The sequence below is a fragment of the Ilumatobacteraceae bacterium genome (genome assembly GCA_033344875.1).
Lineage (GTDB): Bacteria > Actinomycetota > Acidimicrobiia > Acidimicrobiales > Ilumatobacteraceae > Ilumatobacter.
Map to the genome: position 1 here is coordinate 1,299,606 of JAWPMO010000001.1, position 16,870 is coordinate 1,316,475.

General features: G+C 68.6%; 15 protein-coding genes. 10 read left to right on the top strand and 5 right to left on the bottom strand.

All coding sequences use genetic code 11. From position 1 onward, the window contains the following. Positions 1–104 precede the first annotated feature (104 nt). From R8G01_06185 to R8G01_06195, 3 genes are all read left to right on the top strand, one after another. Entirely contained in the window at positions 105–1,811 is a 1,707-nt protein-coding gene (locus R8G01_06185; GenBank protein MDW3213563.1) for an ABC transporter substrate-binding protein, read from the top strand. Positions 1,812–1,991: 180 nt separating this feature from the next. Further along, positions 1,992–3,416 (top strand): sulfatase-like hydrolase/transferase, encoded by a 1,425-nt coding sequence (locus R8G01_06190; protein MDW3213564.1) that lies wholly within the window; start codon positions 1,992–1,994, stop codon positions 3,414–3,416. After that, complete coding sequence (locus R8G01_06195; protein ID MDW3213565.1) at positions 3,413–4,408, top strand: sugar kinase; 996 nt, start codon at positions 3,413–3,415, stop codon at positions 4,406–4,408. The genes R8G01_06190 and R8G01_06195 overlap by 4 nt, the downstream gene beginning before the upstream one ends. 25 nt (positions 4,409–4,433) lie before the next feature. On the opposite strand, the gene R8G01_06200 is transcribed toward R8G01_06195, so the two are convergent. Beyond that, a complete protein-coding gene (locus R8G01_06200) occupies positions 4,434–5,060 on the bottom strand; it encodes a bifunctional 4-hydroxy-2-oxoglutarate aldolase/2-dehydro-3-deoxy-phosphogluconate aldolase (protein MDW3213566.1) in 627 nt (208 codons plus the stop codon). Positions 5,061–5,212: 152 nt separating this feature from the next. On the opposite strand from R8G01_06200, the gene R8G01_06205 reads away from it, so the two are divergent. After that, complete coding sequence (locus R8G01_06205; protein MDW3213567.1) at positions 5,213–6,673, top strand: D-aminoacylase; 1,461 nt, start codon at positions 5,213–5,215, stop codon at positions 6,671–6,673. A 15-nt stretch (positions 6,674–6,688) separates the two neighbouring features. Here the strand turns inward: R8G01_06205 and R8G01_06210 are convergent, their stop codons facing one another. Then, a complete protein-coding gene (locus R8G01_06210) occupies positions 6,689–7,486 on the bottom strand; it encodes an SDR family oxidoreductase (GenBank protein MDW3213568.1) in 798 nt (265 codons plus the stop codon). Beyond that, the gene (locus R8G01_06215) at positions 7,483–8,958 is read right to left on the bottom strand and encodes a M81 family metallopeptidase (GenBank protein MDW3213569.1); all 1,476 of its coding nucleotides are present in this window, start codon (positions 8,956–8,958) and stop codon (positions 7,483–7,485) included. The genes R8G01_06210 and R8G01_06215 overlap by 4 nt, the downstream gene beginning before the upstream one ends. A gap of 114 nt (positions 8,959–9,072) precedes the next feature. Here R8G01_06215 and R8G01_06220 point away from each other — a divergent pair, with 114 nt between their 5' ends. From R8G01_06220 to R8G01_06235, 4 genes are read left to right on the top strand one after another with little or no spacing between them, the layout of a single operon-like run. Beyond that, the gene (locus R8G01_06220) at positions 9,073–9,927 is read left to right on the top strand and encodes an SDR family NAD(P)-dependent oxidoreductase (GenBank protein ID MDW3213570.1); all 855 of its coding nucleotides are present in this window, start codon (positions 9,073–9,075) and stop codon (positions 9,925–9,927) included. Between the two features lie 22 nt (positions 9,928–9,949). Further along, positions 9,950–10,366, top strand: coding sequence for a cupin domain-containing protein (locus tag R8G01_06225; GenBank protein MDW3213571.1), 417 nt, complete (start codon positions 9,950–9,952; stop codon positions 10,364–10,366). Further along, entirely contained in the window at positions 10,366–10,764 is a 399-nt protein-coding gene (locus tag R8G01_06230) for a Rid family hydrolase (protein ID MDW3213572.1), read from the top strand. The genes R8G01_06225 and R8G01_06230 overlap by 1 nt, the downstream gene beginning before the upstream one ends. After that, complete coding sequence (locus tag R8G01_06235) at positions 10,761–11,714, top strand: mannonate dehydratase (protein ID MDW3213573.1); 954 nt, start codon at positions 10,761–10,763, stop codon at positions 11,712–11,714. Before R8G01_06230 ends, R8G01_06235 begins: the two co-directional genes overlap by 4 nt. A 24-nt stretch (positions 11,715–11,738) precedes the next feature. On the opposite strand, the gene R8G01_06240 is transcribed toward R8G01_06235, so the two are convergent. Next, complete coding sequence (locus tag R8G01_06240) at positions 11,739–12,185, bottom strand: RidA family protein (protein MDW3213574.1); 447 nt, start codon at positions 12,183–12,185, stop codon at positions 11,739–11,741. A gap of 140 nt (positions 12,186–12,325) precedes the next feature. Here R8G01_06240 and R8G01_06245 point away from each other — a divergent pair, with 140 nt between their 5' ends. Continuing rightward, positions 12,326–13,918 (top strand): D-aminoacylase, encoded by a 1,593-nt coding sequence (locus tag R8G01_06245; GenBank protein MDW3213575.1) that lies wholly within the window; start codon positions 12,326–12,328, stop codon positions 13,916–13,918. 28 nt (positions 13,919–13,946) lie between these two features. After that, positions 13,947–15,431 carry a M81 family metallopeptidase gene (locus tag R8G01_06250; GenBank protein ID MDW3213576.1) on the top strand — a complete coding sequence of 495 codons (1,485 nt, stop codon included), beginning with the start codon at positions 13,947–13,949 and terminating at the stop codon, positions 15,429–15,431. A gap of 33 nt (positions 15,432–15,464) precedes the next feature. On the opposite strand, the gene R8G01_06255 is transcribed toward R8G01_06250, so the two are convergent. Next, positions 15,465–16,745 (bottom strand): alanine racemase, encoded by a 1,281-nt coding sequence (locus R8G01_06255; GenBank protein MDW3213577.1) that lies wholly within the window; start codon positions 16,743–16,745, stop codon positions 15,465–15,467. Between the last annotated feature and the right edge of the window lie 125 nt (positions 16,746–16,870).

Consider the following 16,870-nt stretch of genomic DNA (forward strand, 5'->3'; position numbering starts at 1 on the left):
GGACCGCTGTCACCCGTTCGAATGCATGACAACGAAGCACCGCCGGATGCCACCCCGAGTGGCGACCCCGGCATCGTGAACACACAACCTGAAAGGGACACCCCATGAGAAACCACCGACGAGGTCGGCCGATCTTCGGCCTGGTGATGGCGTTCGCGCTCGTCACCGCCGCTTGCGGAGGCGATGACGACGCAGCGGACGAGCCGGCGACGGCTGAGGACACCGCCGACGACGGCGACAGCGAACCCGCCGACGACGGCGACAGCGAACCCGCCGACGACGGCGACAGCGAACCCGCCGACGACGGCGACAGCGAACCCGCCGATGACGGCGACGACGACGCCAGCGAGCCGAGCGACGAACCGAGCGACGACCCTGCCGAAACCGGCGGGGTCCTGCGCGTCGGGTACGTCTCCGACGTGACGACCTTCGACCCGTTCGTCCTCACCTTCGGCCACTTCCCGTCCATCATGGCGATGTACGACGCCCTCATCCGGTACGACGACGATCTCAACGCGTTGCCGAGCCTGGCGACCGACTGGGAGATCGCCGACGACAACACGTCGGTGACGGTCACCCTGCGAGAGGGCGTCACGTTCCACGACGGCGGCCCGGTCGACGCCGACGCAGTGGTCACGACCTACGAGCGGGCCATGGACCCGGAGGTCGGCAGCAACATGCTCGGCTTCACCGTCGACATCGAATCGGTCACGGCCGTCGACGAGGGCACGGTGTTGATCGAGCTCTTCCGGCCGCTGCCCGACCTCGCGATCACCGACATCCTGCAGGCGGTCTCGATCACCGACCCTGCCGGCATCGCCGACCTGCCGACTCGCGGCTCGGGCTCCGGTCCGTTCAAGTTCGAGTCCTGGGACCCGGGCGTCAAGGTGACCCTCTCGGCGTACGAGGACTACTGGGGCACCGAGGGCCCGTACCTCGACGGTATCGAGTACCTCGTCTTCGGTGACGACGACGCGCTGCTGGCCGCATACAACTCCGGCGCCATCGACGTCGCCTGGGACATCCCGAAGAAGGATGCCGCCGACCTCGGCGACGACAACATCCTCAGCGGCTACCCGGGATCGCTGACGTACGCGTTCCAGCTCAACGCCAACCGCGCGCCGTTCGACAACCAGAACATGCGGCAGATGTTGCAGTACGCGACGAACCGTCAGGGCATGCTCGACGCCGCGCTGTTCGGTCAGGGTGAGACGGCGGTACTGCCGTGGGCGAAGAGCTCGCCGGCATACGACGCCTCGTTCGACGAGACGTACGCGTTCGACCTCGACAAGGCCAAGGAACTGCTCGAGGCCGGTGTCGCCGAAGGTGCCGCCACCTCCGCGATCATCAACGTCCCGACCTCACGGCCGCCGATGGTGCTGATGGCACAGATCCTGCAGTCGGACCTCGCCTCGATCGGGTTCGACCTGGAGATCAACGCGCTCGATGCGGCTGCCTTCGGTGAGCTGTACGTCGCCAAGGACTACGGCATCATCACCAACTTCAACGGCAACCTCGCCAAGTACCCGACTCGCATGACGGGCAACTCGACGTTCCGCCTCGAAGACAACCGCGGCTGGCCCGACGGACTGCCCGAGGAGTACGTGGCCGCGGTCGACGCCGCATCATCGGCACTCACGCCGGAAGCACAGGAGGCTGCGTTCGCCGACCTGCGCGAGGTGATGCTCGAGCTGTCGTGGGTGATCAACATCGCCTACAACCAGGCCGTCAACGCGGTCGCCGACAACGTCGAAGGCCTCGACGTCACCGTCGACAGCATGTTGATCATGGAGAACGTCCGCCTGACGTAATCCGCGGTCACCCACCTGCCCTCACCCCCCGGAGGGCCGATCGGGCCGGTCCGTCACTCCAGCGTCGGAGGCGACGGGCCGGCCCGCTCTCGTTCAGCGCCGGGTCGACCGACTCGATCGAGTCGGTCGATCCGGCGCCACGAACACCCACGACATCTCGAACGACGGGCCAGAGTGCGCATGAACACCTCGCAACCGAACATCCTGCTGATCATGTCCGACCAGCACAATCCGAAGCTGGCCGGGTATGCGGGCGACGACGTCGTCCGGACGCCGAACCTCGATCGCCTCGCAGCCCGAGGGGCATCGTTCTCCAACGCCTACTGCACGAGCGCGATCTGCGTGCCGGCCAGGGCGAGCATCGCCACCGGACGCTACGTCCACGAGATCGGCAACTGGGACAACGCCGCTCCGTACGTCGGCGACCACCCGAGCTGGGGGCATCATCTGGGCGACGCCGGCTACCGCGTGACCACGATCGGCAAGCTCCACTACCGGGACCCGTCCGACGACACCGGATTCCCGGACCAGCGCCTCCCGATGCACATCGCCGGCCGTGGCGATCTTCGCGGTATCGCCCAGCGGCCGCAGGGTGCGGTGCCGACGGTTCCGGGCTTCGAGGGGATCCTCGGGGCCGGCGCCGGCGAGAGCGACTACACCCGCTACGACCGCGCAGTCACCGCCGCCGGGGTCCGCTATCTCGACGAGGAGAGCCACCGCGGGCCGTGGGCACTGATGGTCTCGTTCGTCGCTCCCCACTTCCCGCTGATCGCCCCCGACGAGTTCTTCGCCCTGTACGACGACCCCGAGCTCGGCCTCCCACCCGACGACCTCCTGGCGTGGGACCATCCCGCCGTTGAGGTGTTCCGCGAGTCGTTCGGCATCGATCGAGGCTTCTCCGACGACGAGCGCCGACGGGCCCTCCAGGCGTATCTCGGACTGTGCAGCTTCATGGACGCGAACGTCGGTGAGCTGCTCGATGCGCTCGACGCGTCCGGGCACGCCGGCAACACCGTCGTGATCTACACCTCCGATCACGGCGAGAGCGCCGGGGCGCACGGTTTGTGGTTCAAACACCTGATGAACGAGGAGTCGGTCGGGGTCCCGCTCCTGCTCGCCGGTCCCGGCGCCCCCGCCGGGGTGGTCGACACGCCGGTCTCGCACATCGATCTCGTGCCCACCATGCTCGATGCGGCCCGAATCGAGCCGCGTTCCGACGCCCCACTGCCAGGGCTCTCGCTCCTCCGACCTGAGCCGCTCGCTGCCGCCGAGCGCTCGGTGTTCGCCGAATACCACGCCAACGGATCGACCGCGGCCAGCTTCATGATCAGGCACGGCCGGTACAAGTACGTCGAGTACATCGGTGAACGCCCACAACTCTTCGACCTCGACCTCGACCCGGCCGAGACGACCGACCTCGCCGGCCGGGCCGACTGCGCCGACGTGCTGGCCGACTGCGCCGGCCGCCTGCGGCAGATCTGTGACCCGGTGGCGGTCGACGCACGCGCGAAGCTCGATCAGTCGCGCCGGATCGACGAGGTCGGCGGCGTGGCCGCAGCCGCCGCCCACACCGTGGCCTACACCCCGGTACCCGATCGGACATGATGGAACCAGCAGCCTCGCGACCACCGGACAACCGGTTCGACCTCGTGGCGCTCGGCGAGTCGATGCTGAGCTTGTCGCCCGTGCCCGGCACGACGACGTTTTCGTCCGACATCGCCGGGGCCGAGTCGAACGTGGCCCGCAACGTCGCAGCGCTCGGCCTTCGCGCCGGCTGGGTCAGCCGGCTCGGCGATGACGTCGCCGGCCCGCTGGTGCACGCCGCGATCGCGAACAGCGGCGTCGACACTGGCGACGTGACGGTCACCGCCGACGCGCCGACCGGCCTGATGCTCAAGGGAGCTCCCGGCACGCAGCCTCGCGTCCAGTACCACCGGCGGGGCTCGGCGGCATCGGGCATGTCGACGTCGAACATCGACGTCGGCGGATGCCTCGACACCGCCGTGCTCCACCTGACCGGGATCACCATGGCGTTGTCGGAGTCGTGCCGTGCACTCGTGCTCGAGCTGCTCGACGCTCCGAGTACGGCGATCCGTTCCTTCGACGTCAACTGGCGACCGGCGCTGTGGTCGTCGGAGCCGTCGGCAGCCGACCTGCTGGCCGATGCGGCCAACCGAGCCGATGTGGTGTTCGTCGGACTCGACGAGGCCGAAGCGGTGTGGGGTCTCACGACTCCGGCCGACGTGCGCGCCCTGATCGACCGACCGCGCCGGCTCGTGGTCAAGAACGGCGCGATCGACGTGACCACGTTCGTGGACGACGTGGCCCACTCGGAACCGGCGCTTCGCGGCACCGTCGTCGACCCGATGGGTGCCGGCGACGCGTTCGCGGCGGGCTACCTCACCGGGATCGTGCGGTACCCGGACGACGTGCATCGGTGCCAGCGGCTCGGGCACATCACCGCGATGAGCGCCGTGACGAGCCCGAACGACGTCGGCCACCCCCTGGCGTGGGACGAGATCGAACGACTGCTCGCGCTCTCGTCGCACGAGTGGGCCGAGATGGAGTATCCCGACGGAGCGACCGATGACGGCTGACGCCGGCGCTGCGCGACGGGACGTCTCAGCTCGGCCGGGCCTCGACCCAGCGACGGACCGCGTCGACGCCGCCGGGTTGGGTCAGCCGACCGCCGATGCCGACGGCGAGCGCACCCTGCGCCAGATAGTCGTCGGCGTTGTCGACGTCGACCCCACCGGTCGGGACGAAACGAAGACTCGGGAACGGCCCGGCGAGTGCCCGCAGGTACCCCAGCCCGCCGAGCTGCGCGGCCGGGAACAGCTTGACCGCCGAGAGCCCCAGCGCGATCGCGTGCTGCACCTCGGTCGGTGTCGCGACGCCGGGGAGCACGGCGACCTCGTTGTCGCGAGCGAACTCGACGACCGCTGCCGACAGGCCGGGCGAGATGAGGAACGATGCCCCGGCTTCGACGGCCAGCTGCGCGCCCTCGACCGACACCACCGAGCCCGCGCCGATCGTGTCGGGTCCGGCGGGCCACTCCTGAATCGTCTGGCGGAGCGCCGCCAACCCCATCTCGTCCTGCATCGTGACCTCGATGTGACGCACCCCGATCGAGCGCAACTCGAGCGCCAGGGCCGTGGTGGCATCGGGGCTGAGGCCACGCAGGATCGCCACCATTCCTGCATCGCCGAGGCGTTGCTCGAAGTCGGTCTGGACGGAATCGGCGGTCATCGACACCGGCTCCGCACTGACTGGCCCGTCTGCATCATTCATTCACGCTATCCCTCGAGGAGCTTCCCCATGCCGACCGATCACCGACCGCACCCCTCCCCCTCGCCGATGCGCCGCGCGTCGACGATCGAGCTGCTCCGGGGGTGCCGGACATGATCGATCTGGCGATTCGCAACGGTGTCGTCGTCGACGGCACGGGTTCCGAACCGTTCCCGGCCGACGTCGGCATCGACGGCGGCCGACTCGTCGAGATCGGCGAGGTGGGCGCGGCGCGCCACGACCTCGACGCCGCCGGCAAGGTGGTCGCTCCCGGCTTCATCGATGCACACACCCACGACGACATGCAACTGCGGCGGGACCCGTTCAATCGGGAGAAGATGCTCCAGGGCGTCACGTCGGTCATCTGCGGCAACTGTGGGTTCAGCGCGTTCCCACATCGCCCCGGGCACACGACTCCCGACCTGCTCTCGATCGACGGCCCGTGGGACTCGTTCAACACGTACGCCGACGCGTTGCGCCAACAGGGCATCGGCCCGAACATGGCCACGTTCGTCGGCCACAACACGGTCGGTCGCCACGTCGACCCGCAGGTTGATCGTCGCCCCGGTCGTCTCGAGCGCATCCGGATCGTCGACGCCGTGCGACGGTCGGTCGACGAGGGCGCTCTGGGCGTGTCGACGGGCCTGATCTACGAACCGGGGCGATCGTCCGTGACCGACGACCTGGTCGAGGTCGCCACCGCTGCAGCGCAGAGCGGCGGGCTGTACTGCAGCCACATCCGCGACGAGGCGGAGCACCTGCTCGACGCGATCGACGAGGCGTTCACCGTCGCAGCGGCAGCCGGGACCGGAGTGCAACTCTCACACCTCAAGTGCGTCGGGCGTGACAACTGGGGTTCGATCGGTGGTGCGCTCGCCAAGATCGACGCCGCCCACGCCGCCGGCGTCGACGTCGGGTTCGACGTCTATCCCTACATGGCGGGTTCCGGCCCGTTCGAGCAGTACTTCGACGTCGATGCGCTCGATCCCGCTCGGCTCGAGATCGTGCAGATCACGCACTGCCCCGACTTCCCGCAATTCGAGGGTCGCCGGCTCCCCGCGATCGCCGCTGCAGAAGGCTGCACGATCTCGGAGGTCGCTCGGCGGATCATCACCGGGCTGCGCGCCACCGAGACGATCTGCGTCAAGTTCGAGATCGACGAGGACGACATGCGCACGGTGCTCTCCCACCCGAGGGCGATGATCGGCAGCGACGGGATCCCGCAGGACGGCGGCGTGCCGCATCCCCGGCTGCTCGGCGCCTTCCCACGTGTGATCGGCCAGTACGGGCGCGACGAGGGTCTGTTCGACCTCGCCGCTGCGGTCAGGAAGATGACGTCGATCCCGGCGCAGCGTTTCGGGCTGACCGGTCGTGGCCTGATCGAGGTCGGCTGCTGGGCCGACGTGACGGTGTTCGATCATGCGACCGTGGCCGATCGCGCCACCTACGAGGAGCGTCGTTCGCCCGACGGCATCGAATGGGTGATCGTCAACGGTCAGGTCGTGGTGTCGCCCGACGGGCTCGGCACCGCGCTGCCGGGCCGCGTGCTGGCCCGTGACGCCTCGCTCACCTGACGGGCGTCGGGAGCCTCACCAGATCGTCCATCCGCCGTCGACGACGAGGTTGTGCCCGGTGATGAAGCGTCCGGCGTCGCCGGCCAACAGCAACACCGCGCCGGCGAGATCGTCGGGTTCGCCGACGATGCCGAGCGCGTTGCCGGCGCGACCGCGCTCGACGAACTCGGGGTTGGCGTCGGACCGGGGGATGAAGCCGGGGCTGATGCAGTTGACGCGGATCCCGTGCGGGCCCAACTCGGCGGCGAGGTTGCGGGTCAACCCGATGATGCCGGCCTTCGCCGACTGGTAGCCCGGCCCGGATCGTTGGGCGAGGTCGAGCCCTTCGTACAGGCGTGGGTCGGAGGCGACCGAGCCCTGCATCGACGACACCGTCACGATCGATCCACCGGTGCCGGCGTCGCGCATCACCCGGGCTGCCGCCTGGGCACACGAGAACGTGCCGACGAGGTGGGATCGGATCGTCGCGAGGAACGTCTCGACCGGCTGGTCGGGCGGGAACCGGTCTTCGGCCGATGCGCCCGCGTTGCAGACCATGACCGAGAGGTCACCGAGGTCGGCGGCGATGTCACCGATCACTCGTCCCACTCGATCGTCGTCGGTGATGTCGAGTGTGCGTGACGTCACCGTGAGGCCGTCGGCGGTCAAGTCCTCGACCGCGTCGGCGAGCACGTGTTCGCGTCGCCCGACGATGCAGACCCGAGCGCCACGGCCCGCCATGGCTCGCGCCATCGCCTTGCCGAGGTGGGTACCGCCGCCGGTGACGATCGCACCTCGACCGGTGAGCTCGAACGGGTCGGCAGACGGACTCATCCCCGCCACGACTCGATCGCCTCCATCGGGAAACACGGCCGCGGGATGCGCTCCCACGGCAGCGCAGCGATGTCGGACTGGGTCGGCCCCGGGGTCGCGGCGCGGATGATCGTCGAGGTGAATGGCGCCATGTACTGGAAGTTCGAGGCGGTCTTCATCACCATCATGTGGTACTCGGTCGGTTCGATGCCCACGTGTCGGTACACGTCCGGGTGGATGCCGGCCACGCCGGCGTACTCGCTCACCAGCAACGTGACCGGCCCGACCTCGAAGGCGACCGTGTGGCCCATGTCGATCTCGGTCTCGGCGTGGTCGCTGAGTTCGACGATCCCGTCGGACACGGCTCGGACGACGCCGGTGACCTCGAGCGGCGTGAAGAACGGGGCGGACCGACCGCCGAGCTCCAAGGTGACGGTGGCACCGACGCCGGCGGCGGCGAGTTGCGGCGCCGAGACCGGATCGATCATCGGGATCAGCGCTCGGTTGGTGATGCCGACTCGCAGGATCGACTCGAGCAGCACGGTGCTGTCGCCACCGGAGCCGCCCAGCACGGAATCGCCGGTGTCGCTGAGGATCACGAGGCCGGTCTCGGCCGCATCGGCATCGGCGACCGCCCGGTCGACCGGGCGGCTCTCGGTCTCCTGGAACCGGTGTCGCATCGGCCACGCCAGGTCGGCGAGTTCGTCCGCGAACTGTTCGGCGAGTTCCTGATCGTCGTCGGTCACGACGACCATCGACCATCCCCCCTCTTCGGCGTCGAGCCAGCACTGCATCGGGAAGGGCGACACCGCCACGGCCCGAGGGTCCTGCTCCATCTCACGGGCACGATCGAAGAGGATCTTCATCGGGCCGCGCGAGGTGAGGTACTGCTCCTGGTGGGTCATCATGCGGAGGTTGCGCCACGCCGTGGTCGGAGCGATCTCGCCGGCGAACAGCCGCACGGCGTGTTTCGTGAGATCGCGAGCCGTCTCGAACTGGTCGTGGGGCTGCGTCCGGAACCCGACGATGACGTCGGCGTGGTCGATCATCGCCTGGGTCACGTTGGCGTGGTGATCGAGCATCAGACCGAGGGGCAGCTCCGGTCCGACCACGTCTCGGGCGGTTCGCAGCAGCGCCCCCTCGACGTCGTCGTTGCCTTCCGCCGAGGCCGCACCGTGGAGCAGCATGACCAGCCCGTCGAGCTGTCCCGCCACCGCGAGCCCGTCACGGACCTTGCCGTCGAAGAAGTCGAAGACCTCGGTCGCGAGCCGCCCGCCGGAGCGAGCCGCACCGCGGACGATCGGGACCGTTTCCACCTCGACCCCGGATTGGCGGATGCCCTCGAGGTACCCCCCGACCAGGCCGGCGCTCTCCTGCCGTTCGAGGATCTCGGCGCCCTCGTAGATCCCGAACGACTCGAAGTCGGCGAGCGTCGTCAGCGTCGGGTTGAAGCTGCTCGTCTCCTGCGTGACCTGGATCAATCCGATGCGCATGGGTGGGTACTCCTCGTGGCTCGCGGCATGGGGATCCGAGGCCGATCCCGGACGCCGCTGCCATGGGGGTCGGCACCGCTCGGACGATTCCGACCAGTGCCCAAATAGTATAATATGCGAGCCGGAGTGGTCGAACGGTCGGCCACCGACGGGAGGATCATGTCGGAGTTCGGGGACGGCAACACGGTGGCCGACACCGGACCGGACGCGAACCGTCCCTCCACTCCCCCGGCCGGGTGCGTCGTGATCACCGGAGCCGCCAGCGGGATCGGTCGCGCCGTGTACGAGATGCTGCTCGAGCGACGACCCGACGTACAGCTCGGACTCGTCGACCTCGACCACGTCGGATTGAACGAGATCCGGTCCGCACATCCGGACCGGACCCGAGTCGTCGCCTGTGACGTGTCGGAGCGCGACGCGCTCGCGTCGGCGATCGACACGATCGCCGACGGACTCCCGATCGTCGGCCTCGTCACCGCCGCCGGCATGCTCCACCAGCGCGACAGTGTCGAACTCGACGGGGGCGACTGGTCGGCGATGCTGGGAGTACACCTCGACGGCACGCTGTGGGCAGCGCAGGCCGCCGCTCGTTCGATGACCGCCAACGGTGGCGGCGCGATCGTGAACTTCTGCTCGGTCGCGATGGAGTTCGGCTGGCCCCGGCGCCTGCCGTACGCCGTCGCGAAGGCCGGCGTCGCCGCGATGACGCGCACGCTGGCGGTCGAATGGGCCGACCGGGGCATCCGGGTCAACGCCGTGGCGCCCGGCTACGTCGATACGCCGATGATCCGCGGGGCACATGCCGCGGGGGCGCTCGATGCCGACGAGAAGGCGCGCGCCCACGCACTGGGGCGCTTGGCACAGCCGGCGGAAGTCGCGGAGGTCGTCGAGTTCCTCCTCTCCGACCGAGCGTCGTTCGTCACCGGCGAAGTCGTTCGGGTCGACGGCGGCTACACGGTACTGAAATGAACGAATCCAACGAGGAGCACAGATGAGCAAGATCGTCATTCGGAACATCGACGAGATGGTCGACGAGGCGGTCGCCGCGCTCGCCTCCGGGGGCACAGCGAAGCATCCGCTGATCGAGGGGCGGATCGTCGCCGTGTTCGCCACCCCGGACGACGAGACGTCGGCGCGCATGGCGATGGGCGTGAGCGTGCTGCCGCCGGGGTATTCGACGCCGGCCCACCACCACCCGGCCGAGGAGTTCGCGACGGTCGTCCGGGGCACGGGCTCGATCACGATCGACGGCGAGGTCGTGGCGGTCGCACCCGGCGATCTGGTGGTCACGCCGCCCGACTCGGTGCACGTCACCACGTCGTCCGCCGACGAACCGCTCGTCATCCACTGGTCGTACGGCCCGGCCGGCAGCGAACAACGCTGGCTGCAAACAGGAGGAAACTCGTGATGGAACGAACCGGCATCGCTGCCAACCGATCGTGGTCCAAGGTCGCCTATTCGAGGGCGGTCCGGTTGGGCAACCTGATCGAAGTGGCCGGCACCACGTCGAGCGGGCCCGGTGGTGAGATCCTCCACCCCGGCGACATGTACCGACAGGCGAGCGAGATCTGCGGCATCATCGCCCGATCGATCGAAGAACTCGGCGGCAGTGTCGACGACGTCGTACGTACCCGAGTGTTCGTCACCGACATCTCCCAGTGGGAGGCGGCCGGACTCGCCCACCACGAAGCCTTCGGCCACATGGAGCACCCGCCGGCCAGTGCGTTCTACGGCATCAAGGAACTCCTGCATCCCGACCTCCTGATCGAGATCGAGGCCACCGCCGTCGTGGAGCACGATTCATGAAACTCGCGTCCGTACTCACCCCCCTCTCGCACGAGAACCTGACACTGGCGGCCCAGACCGGTGTCTCGGAGATCGTGGTCAGGTACCCGGGACCCGATCTCTCGCAGATCGACGAGCTCAAGGCTCGCATCGAGTCGTACGGCATGCGGCTCGGCGTCGTCGAGGGCTACCTCCCGATCGAGAACATCAAGCTGGGCCGCGACGACGGCACCGAGATGGCACAGATGAAGGCATTGATCCGCCACCTCGGAGCGATCGGTGTTCCGATGATCTGTTACAACTTCATGGCCGGCACCGACTGGATCCGAACGAGCATCGACGCCCCCGAGCGCGGCGGCGCCAAGGTGACCGCTTTCGACCTCGCCGACCTGGAGAGTGCCAGGATCCCCGGACGCGAACCGTTCAGGGCATCGCTCGAACCCGGCGCGAAGGGCGACCAGCTCTGGAGCAACCTGGAGGCGTTCCTGACCGAGATCATCCCGGTCGCCGAGGATGCCGGGGTGATCATGGCGATGCACCCCGACGACCCGCCGCTCCCCACACTGCTCGGCAACGAGCGGGTCATGCACTGCGTCGAGGGCTTCGAACGGCTGGTCGAGTTGGTACCGTCGCCCTCCAATGCGATCGCGTTCTGCCAGGGCACGTTCTCGGAGATGGGGATCGACATCCCGGCAGCGATCCGGCGACTCGGCAAGCACATCGCGTACGTCCACTTCCGCGACGTTCGCGGCACCGCCGAATGCTTCACCGAAACCTGGCAGGACACCGGCCAGACCGACATGGTCGAGGCGATGCGCGCCTACCGAGAGGTCGGTTTCGACGGCCCGATCCGACCGGATCACGTTCCGCAGCTGATCGGCGAGGACGACGGCGAGCCGGGCTACACGATGCTCGGACGCCTGTTCGCGTTCGGCTACACCCGCGGGCTGATGGACGCGACCGAGAGCTGACGGCGACCGGTGCGTCGCGTGCGCTCAGCTCGGGCGGACGGCGATCACGTCGACCTCGAACTTCAACGTCGGAGGCAAGCAGTTGGTGATCGTGCTGCGCGCCGGCAACGGCGCGCTGAAGAACTCGTGGTAGAGCTCGTTGTAGCGCGGACCGTCGGCGGCGTCGTGCAGATAGCTGGTCACGCGGACCACGTTGCGCATGGTGAGCCCGGCGGACGCCAGCACCCCCTCGACGTTGGCGAACGACCGCCGCATCTCTTCTTCGAAGGTTCCGGAGATGATCGCACCCGTGTTGTCGACCGACGCCTGTCCGGAGACGAACACGAAGCCGTTGGCCTCGACGGCCGGGGGAAACGGCAGATGACTCGAGATCTCCGATTCGATCGACGTCCACCCCCTGTCCGCGGCGTCGCTGGAGGTCTCGGCGTGCGCGCCGGTGTGCGGGGAATCGTCGTTCGTTTCAGTGCTCACGAGACGGACCGTACCAGCATTCATCCAGTGGATCGTCCGTTTCAATTCTGTGGTACCGTCATCGCCGACGATGCGATCGATCGGCAACCGGTCGGACGACGTCATCGTTCGTCCGTCCGATCCATCACTGCGAGGACACCATGTTCGACCTGATCATCCGCAACGCCATCGTGATCGACGGCACGGGTTCACCCGGCACGCCGGGTGACGTCGGTATCGCCGACGGCCGAATCACCGCCGTCGGCACGGTCGAGGGCGAAGCGGCCCGCACGATCGACGCGGCCGGACGGGTCGTGTGCCCGGGTTTCATCGACATCCACACCCATTCCGACCTCACCCTCGTCGCCGACGGGATCGGCGAGAGCAAGCTCCGTCAGGGCGTGACCACCGAGGTCGTCGGCAACTGCTCGTTCGCCGCGTTCCCGATCGAACCCGAACGCCTCGAACTCCACGCCGACCACCTCGCTCGAGCGACTGCGCCGATCACGCCGTGGTGGACCGATTTCGACGGGTACGCCGACGCCCTCCAGGAGCAGGGGCTCGCGATCAACGTCGCACCGCTGGCCGGCCACGGCACCCTGCGGGTCGCCGCCATGGGTGTCGACCAACGACCGGCGACCCCCGACGAGATGGCGCGCATGGAACAGGATCTCGATCACGCTCTCGAGCAGGGCGCGTTCGGCATGAGCACCGGGCTCACCCACGTGCCGAGCGCCTACGGAGACTTCGACGAGGTCGCCGCACTGGCCCGCGTCCTCGCCGCCCGCGGAGCGCTCTACGCCACCCATGCCCGCTCGGTCCCCGAGACACGGTTCGGCGAGGTCCTCGAAGCGATCGACATCGGCCGACAGACCGGCGTCACCGTCGAGTTCAGCCACCTCGCGATCAACCGACCCGAGAGTTGGGGCGACGGCGCCGAACTGTTGGCGCTGTTCGACACCGCCCGCGAGGAAGGCATCGACATCTTCTTCGACGTCTACCCGTACGACGCCTCCTCGTCGTCGCTGACGCAGTACCTCCCACCGTGGGTGCAGGCCGGCGGCACCGAGGCGATGTGTGCACGACTCGCGATCCCCGAGGAACGACAGCGCGCACTCGACGACATGGCCGACGGCTGGTTCGGCGGCATCCCGTGGCTCTGGGACCGCTTCCTGGTGAGCAGCAGCCCCGACGGCTACGGCATCGCCAAGACACTCGAGCAACTGTCGGCCGACGAGGGGATCGAGCCGTACGAGCTGACCCTGCAGCTCTGCGAGCGCTACGGCAACGAACTTCAGGTCGTGCTCTTCTACCGGAGCGAAGACGACGTCGCCAAGTTCCTCGCCCACCCCCTGTCGGTGATCGGATCCGACGGCAACGCGATTCCGCTCCACCAGCCGACGGCGTGCCCGCACCCCCGCAACTTCGGCACGTTCCCTCGGGTTCTCGGCGTGTACGCCCGCGACAAGGGCGTGCTGCAACTCGCCGACGCCGTGAAGAAGATGACGGCCGAGCCGGCCCGACGGTTGGGACTCCCCGACCGTGGCACGCTCGCGGTCGGTGCGGTCGCCGACCTCGTGATCTTCGACCCCGACACCGTGATCGACAACTCGGAGTTCGGCCAGGACGCCGGCGCGCCCGTCGGCATCGACGTCGTCATCGTCGGCGGCAGCGTCGTCCTCGACCACGGGACGATCGGCGCGGAGCGTCCGGGCCGAGTCCTCCGCAAGACCCCGACCCCCGTCGCCTCCTGACCGACCCCCTCCCAACCGAAGGATTCCGATGCGCGTTGCCACCCTGGGCCTCCATCACGAGTCGAACACGTTCGCTCCCGTGCCCGCCACCCTCGAGCAGTTCCTCGCCAGTGGCCCGGTCGAGGGCGCCGGCCTGATCGACCGGTACGCCGAGTCGGAGGCCACGTTGGCCGGATTCATCGAGGCGGCGGCCGCCGACCCGGATGTCGAGTTGGTGCCGCTCACGCACTTCGATCTCAATCCGATGGGCACGATCACGTCGGAGGCGTTGGAGACGATCTCGGAACGGCTCCTGAGCGACCTCTCCGAACAGGGCCCGTGGGATGCCGTCCTGCTGGCACTGCACGGCGCCGCAGCGTCGGAAGTGCACCGCGATGCCGACGGCGAAGTACTCGCTCGGGTCCGGGCGCTCGTCGGACCCGATGTGCCGATCGGGATCACCTACGACATGCACGCGAACGTGTCACCCCGCATGATCGAGGCTGCGACGGTCGTGACCATCTACATGACCAACCCCCACCTCGATCCTCGCCTGCGGGCGCGCCAGTGCGCCGACCTGATCTTCCGCGTCGTCCGCGGCGAGATCGCTCCGGTGATGGCACTCGAGAAGCCGCCGCTGTCGGTCAACATCCTGCGCCAGGGCACGAGCGACTCGCCGATGAAGGAACTGGTCGCGCTCGCGCACGAGGCCGCCGAGCGGCCCGGTGTGCTGTCGGTCAGCATCGCCGAGGGGTTCCCGTACGCCGACGTCGAGGAGATGGGTATGGCCTTCCTCGCGGTGACCGACGGCGACGCCGAACTGGCGGCCGACATCGCTCACGAACTCGCCCGAGCCGCCTGGGACGTTCGCACCGAACTCGAAGGCGACGGGATGGACGTCGACGAAGCGCTGCTGCACGCCGCCGCAGCGACGGAGCATCCGGTCGTCCTCCTCGACGTCGGCGACAACGTCGGCGGTGGCAGCCCGGCCGACTCGACCCATGTGCTGGCCGCCGCGCAGCGGCTCGGCATCGGCGGCGTGTTCCACTCGCTGTGCGACCCGGCCGCGGTCACCGCGTGCGCGGCAGCCGGCGTCGGAGCCACCGTCGAACTGGAGGTCGGCGGCAAGACCGACGACCTGCACGGCAGCCCCGTCGCCATCCGTGGTGTCGTCCAGATGCTCGACGACGGCAAGTTCGAAGACACGGGGCCCACCCACGGCGGGTTCCGCTTCTACGACGCCGGTCCGCGGGCGCTCGTCCACACCGACGACGATCACATGGTCCTGCTGACCTCGAACCCGCGTGGCAACACCAGCCGCCAAGAACTCGTCAGCGCCGGCCTCGACCCGCTGACCCAACCGATCATCGTCGCCAAGGGCGTCCATTCGCCGCGCGGCACCTACGAGCCGATCGCCGCCGAGATGATCCGCCTCAACACCGCCGGCTGCACCAGCGCCGACGTCAGCGCACTCGAGTACACGTATCGACCGCGGCCGATGTTCCCGTACGAGCGCGACGCCCACTACGAGTAGCACCGGGCCGGCCCGCGGCCGGCAGCCGGCGCGTCAGAAGAGGGTGTCGGCGACCTCGACGACCCGGTAGTCGTCGTCGACGATCGGGATCGAGCGCCACTTGTCGAACGTCGTGCACGGGTGCGAGATCCCGAAGCCGACGAGATCACCGACGGCCAACGGATCGGCGGGATCGAGGTCGAGGAACGCGTGCTGATCGTGGATCTCGACGACGCGGGCGCCCGATCCGGTCTCGATCTCGGTCGAACCGCGTCGGCGGATCTTCTTGAGATTCGGCAGCAGACCATCGGTCGAGGCGTCGCGCTTACCGATGCCGACGAGGGCCCGGGTCGGCTCTGGTCGCGACAGCACGACACCCCAGACCTCGATCGCGGGCAGCAACCGTTCGTCGTGCCCGGTTCGCGGGGTCTCCCCCATCGGTGACGCCTGGTGGAGCCCGCCGTCGTCGTGGCTGATGTAGCAGCCGCTGCGGATGACGATCCGCGTCGGTGCGTCGATGTCGACCCCCGAGAAGTGGGTGACCACCTGGTCGAAGAACGCGCTTCCCCCGGCGGTGACGATCACCTCCGGCGTCGGCTCGAACCAGCCGGCGGCGGCGACGGCCTGCGTCAATCGGACGATCTGATCGAGGAACTCGTCGACCCGCTCCGGACCCGATCGGCCGTCCTTCGGTCCGAGGATCCCTTCGAATCCGGATGTCCCGGTCAGCGCGAGGTGCGGCGCGTTTGCCGCGGCCTCGGCCACCAGCAGACCGTCGGCGATGGTCCTCACCCCGGTACGGCCTCCATCGATGCCCATCTCGAGGAGGACCGGGAGTCGGCTGGCCGCTCCGGACTCGGCCACGGCGTCGTTCAGCAACCGGACGCCGTCGAGCGAGTCGACGTAGCAGTACACCTCGAAGCCCTCGTCGAGCGCCGACGCCAGCCAGGCGATCTCGCCGGGCACGACGACCTGGTTGGCGATCAGGACCCGGTTCACGCCGGCCGCACGCATCGTCCTGGCCTGCCAGGTGGTGGCCGCCGTCATCGCCCAGGCCCCGTCGCGCATCTGTCGACGGAACAACGCCGGCGCCATCGTCGTCTTGCCGTGCGGCGCCAGGGAGACACCGTTGCGCTCGCAGAAGCCCTTCATCGCCCGGCTGTTGTGGTCGAGCACGGTGTCGAACATCAACGCCACCGGGTACGGGACGTCGCCGTCGAAGATCGACCATCCGACCGGATCGTCGGACCCGAGCGGAAATCCCTTGGGGTGGGCGGCGTGGGCCGCCCCCTCGTCGCCGGTGGCCGTCGTGGCCTGCGGTGATGCGTCCGTCATGGTCTACCCCTGTCGTCCTGGTCGTCTCCGCGCACAGGGTACCGCGTCGGGCCGAATGCGTTCTACACACAGAAATCGTCGTTTCAATCGAAGTGATAACTTGGCCAGGACCCCCGACCACCAGC

Bases quoted from the DNA above. Each gene is read 5' to 3' on its own strand.
- R8G01_06185 (MDW3213563.1), top strand. From the start codon at position 105: ATGAGAAACCACCGACGAGGTCGGCCGATCTTCGGCCTGGTGATGGCG.
- R8G01_06190 (MDW3213564.1), top strand. From the start codon at position 1,992: ATGAACACCTCGCAACCGAACATCCTGCTGATCATGTCCGACCAGCAC.
- R8G01_06195 (MDW3213565.1), top strand. From the start codon at position 3,413: ATGATGGAACCAGCAGCCTCGCGACCACCGGACAACCGGTTCGACCTC.
- R8G01_06200 (MDW3213566.1), bottom strand. From the start codon at position 5,060: ATGACCGCCGATTCCGTCCAGACCGACTTCGAGCAACGCCTCGGCGAT.
- R8G01_06205 (MDW3213567.1), top strand. From the start codon at position 5,213: ATGATCGATCTGGCGATTCGCAACGGTGTCGTCGTCGACGGCACGGGT.
- R8G01_06210 (MDW3213568.1), bottom strand. From the start codon at position 7,486: ATGAGTCCGTCTGCCGACCCGTTCGAGCTCACCGGTCGAGGTGCGATC.
- R8G01_06215 (MDW3213569.1), bottom strand. From the start codon at position 8,958: ATGCGCATCGGATTGATCCAGGTCACGCAGGAGACGAGCAGCTTCAAC.
- R8G01_06220 (MDW3213570.1), top strand. From the start codon at position 9,073: ATGCGAGCCGGAGTGGTCGAACGGTCGGCCACCGACGGGAGGATCATG.
- R8G01_06225 (MDW3213571.1), top strand. From the start codon at position 9,950: ATGAGCAAGATCGTCATTCGGAACATCGACGAGATGGTCGACGAGGCG.
- R8G01_06230 (MDW3213572.1), top strand. From the start codon at position 10,366: ATGGAACGAACCGGCATCGCTGCCAACCGATCGTGGTCCAAGGTCGCC.
- R8G01_06235 (MDW3213573.1), top strand. From the start codon at position 10,761: ATGAAACTCGCGTCCGTACTCACCCCCCTCTCGCACGAGAACCTGACA.
- R8G01_06245 (MDW3213575.1), top strand. From the start codon at position 12,326: ATGTTCGACCTGATCATCCGCAACGCCATCGTGATCGACGGCACGGGT.
- R8G01_06250 (MDW3213576.1), top strand. From the start codon at position 13,947: ATGCGCGTTGCCACCCTGGGCCTCCATCACGAGTCGAACACGTTCGCT.
- R8G01_06255 (MDW3213577.1), bottom strand. From the start codon at position 16,745: ATGACGGACGCATCACCGCAGGCCACGACGGCCACCGGCGACGAGGGG.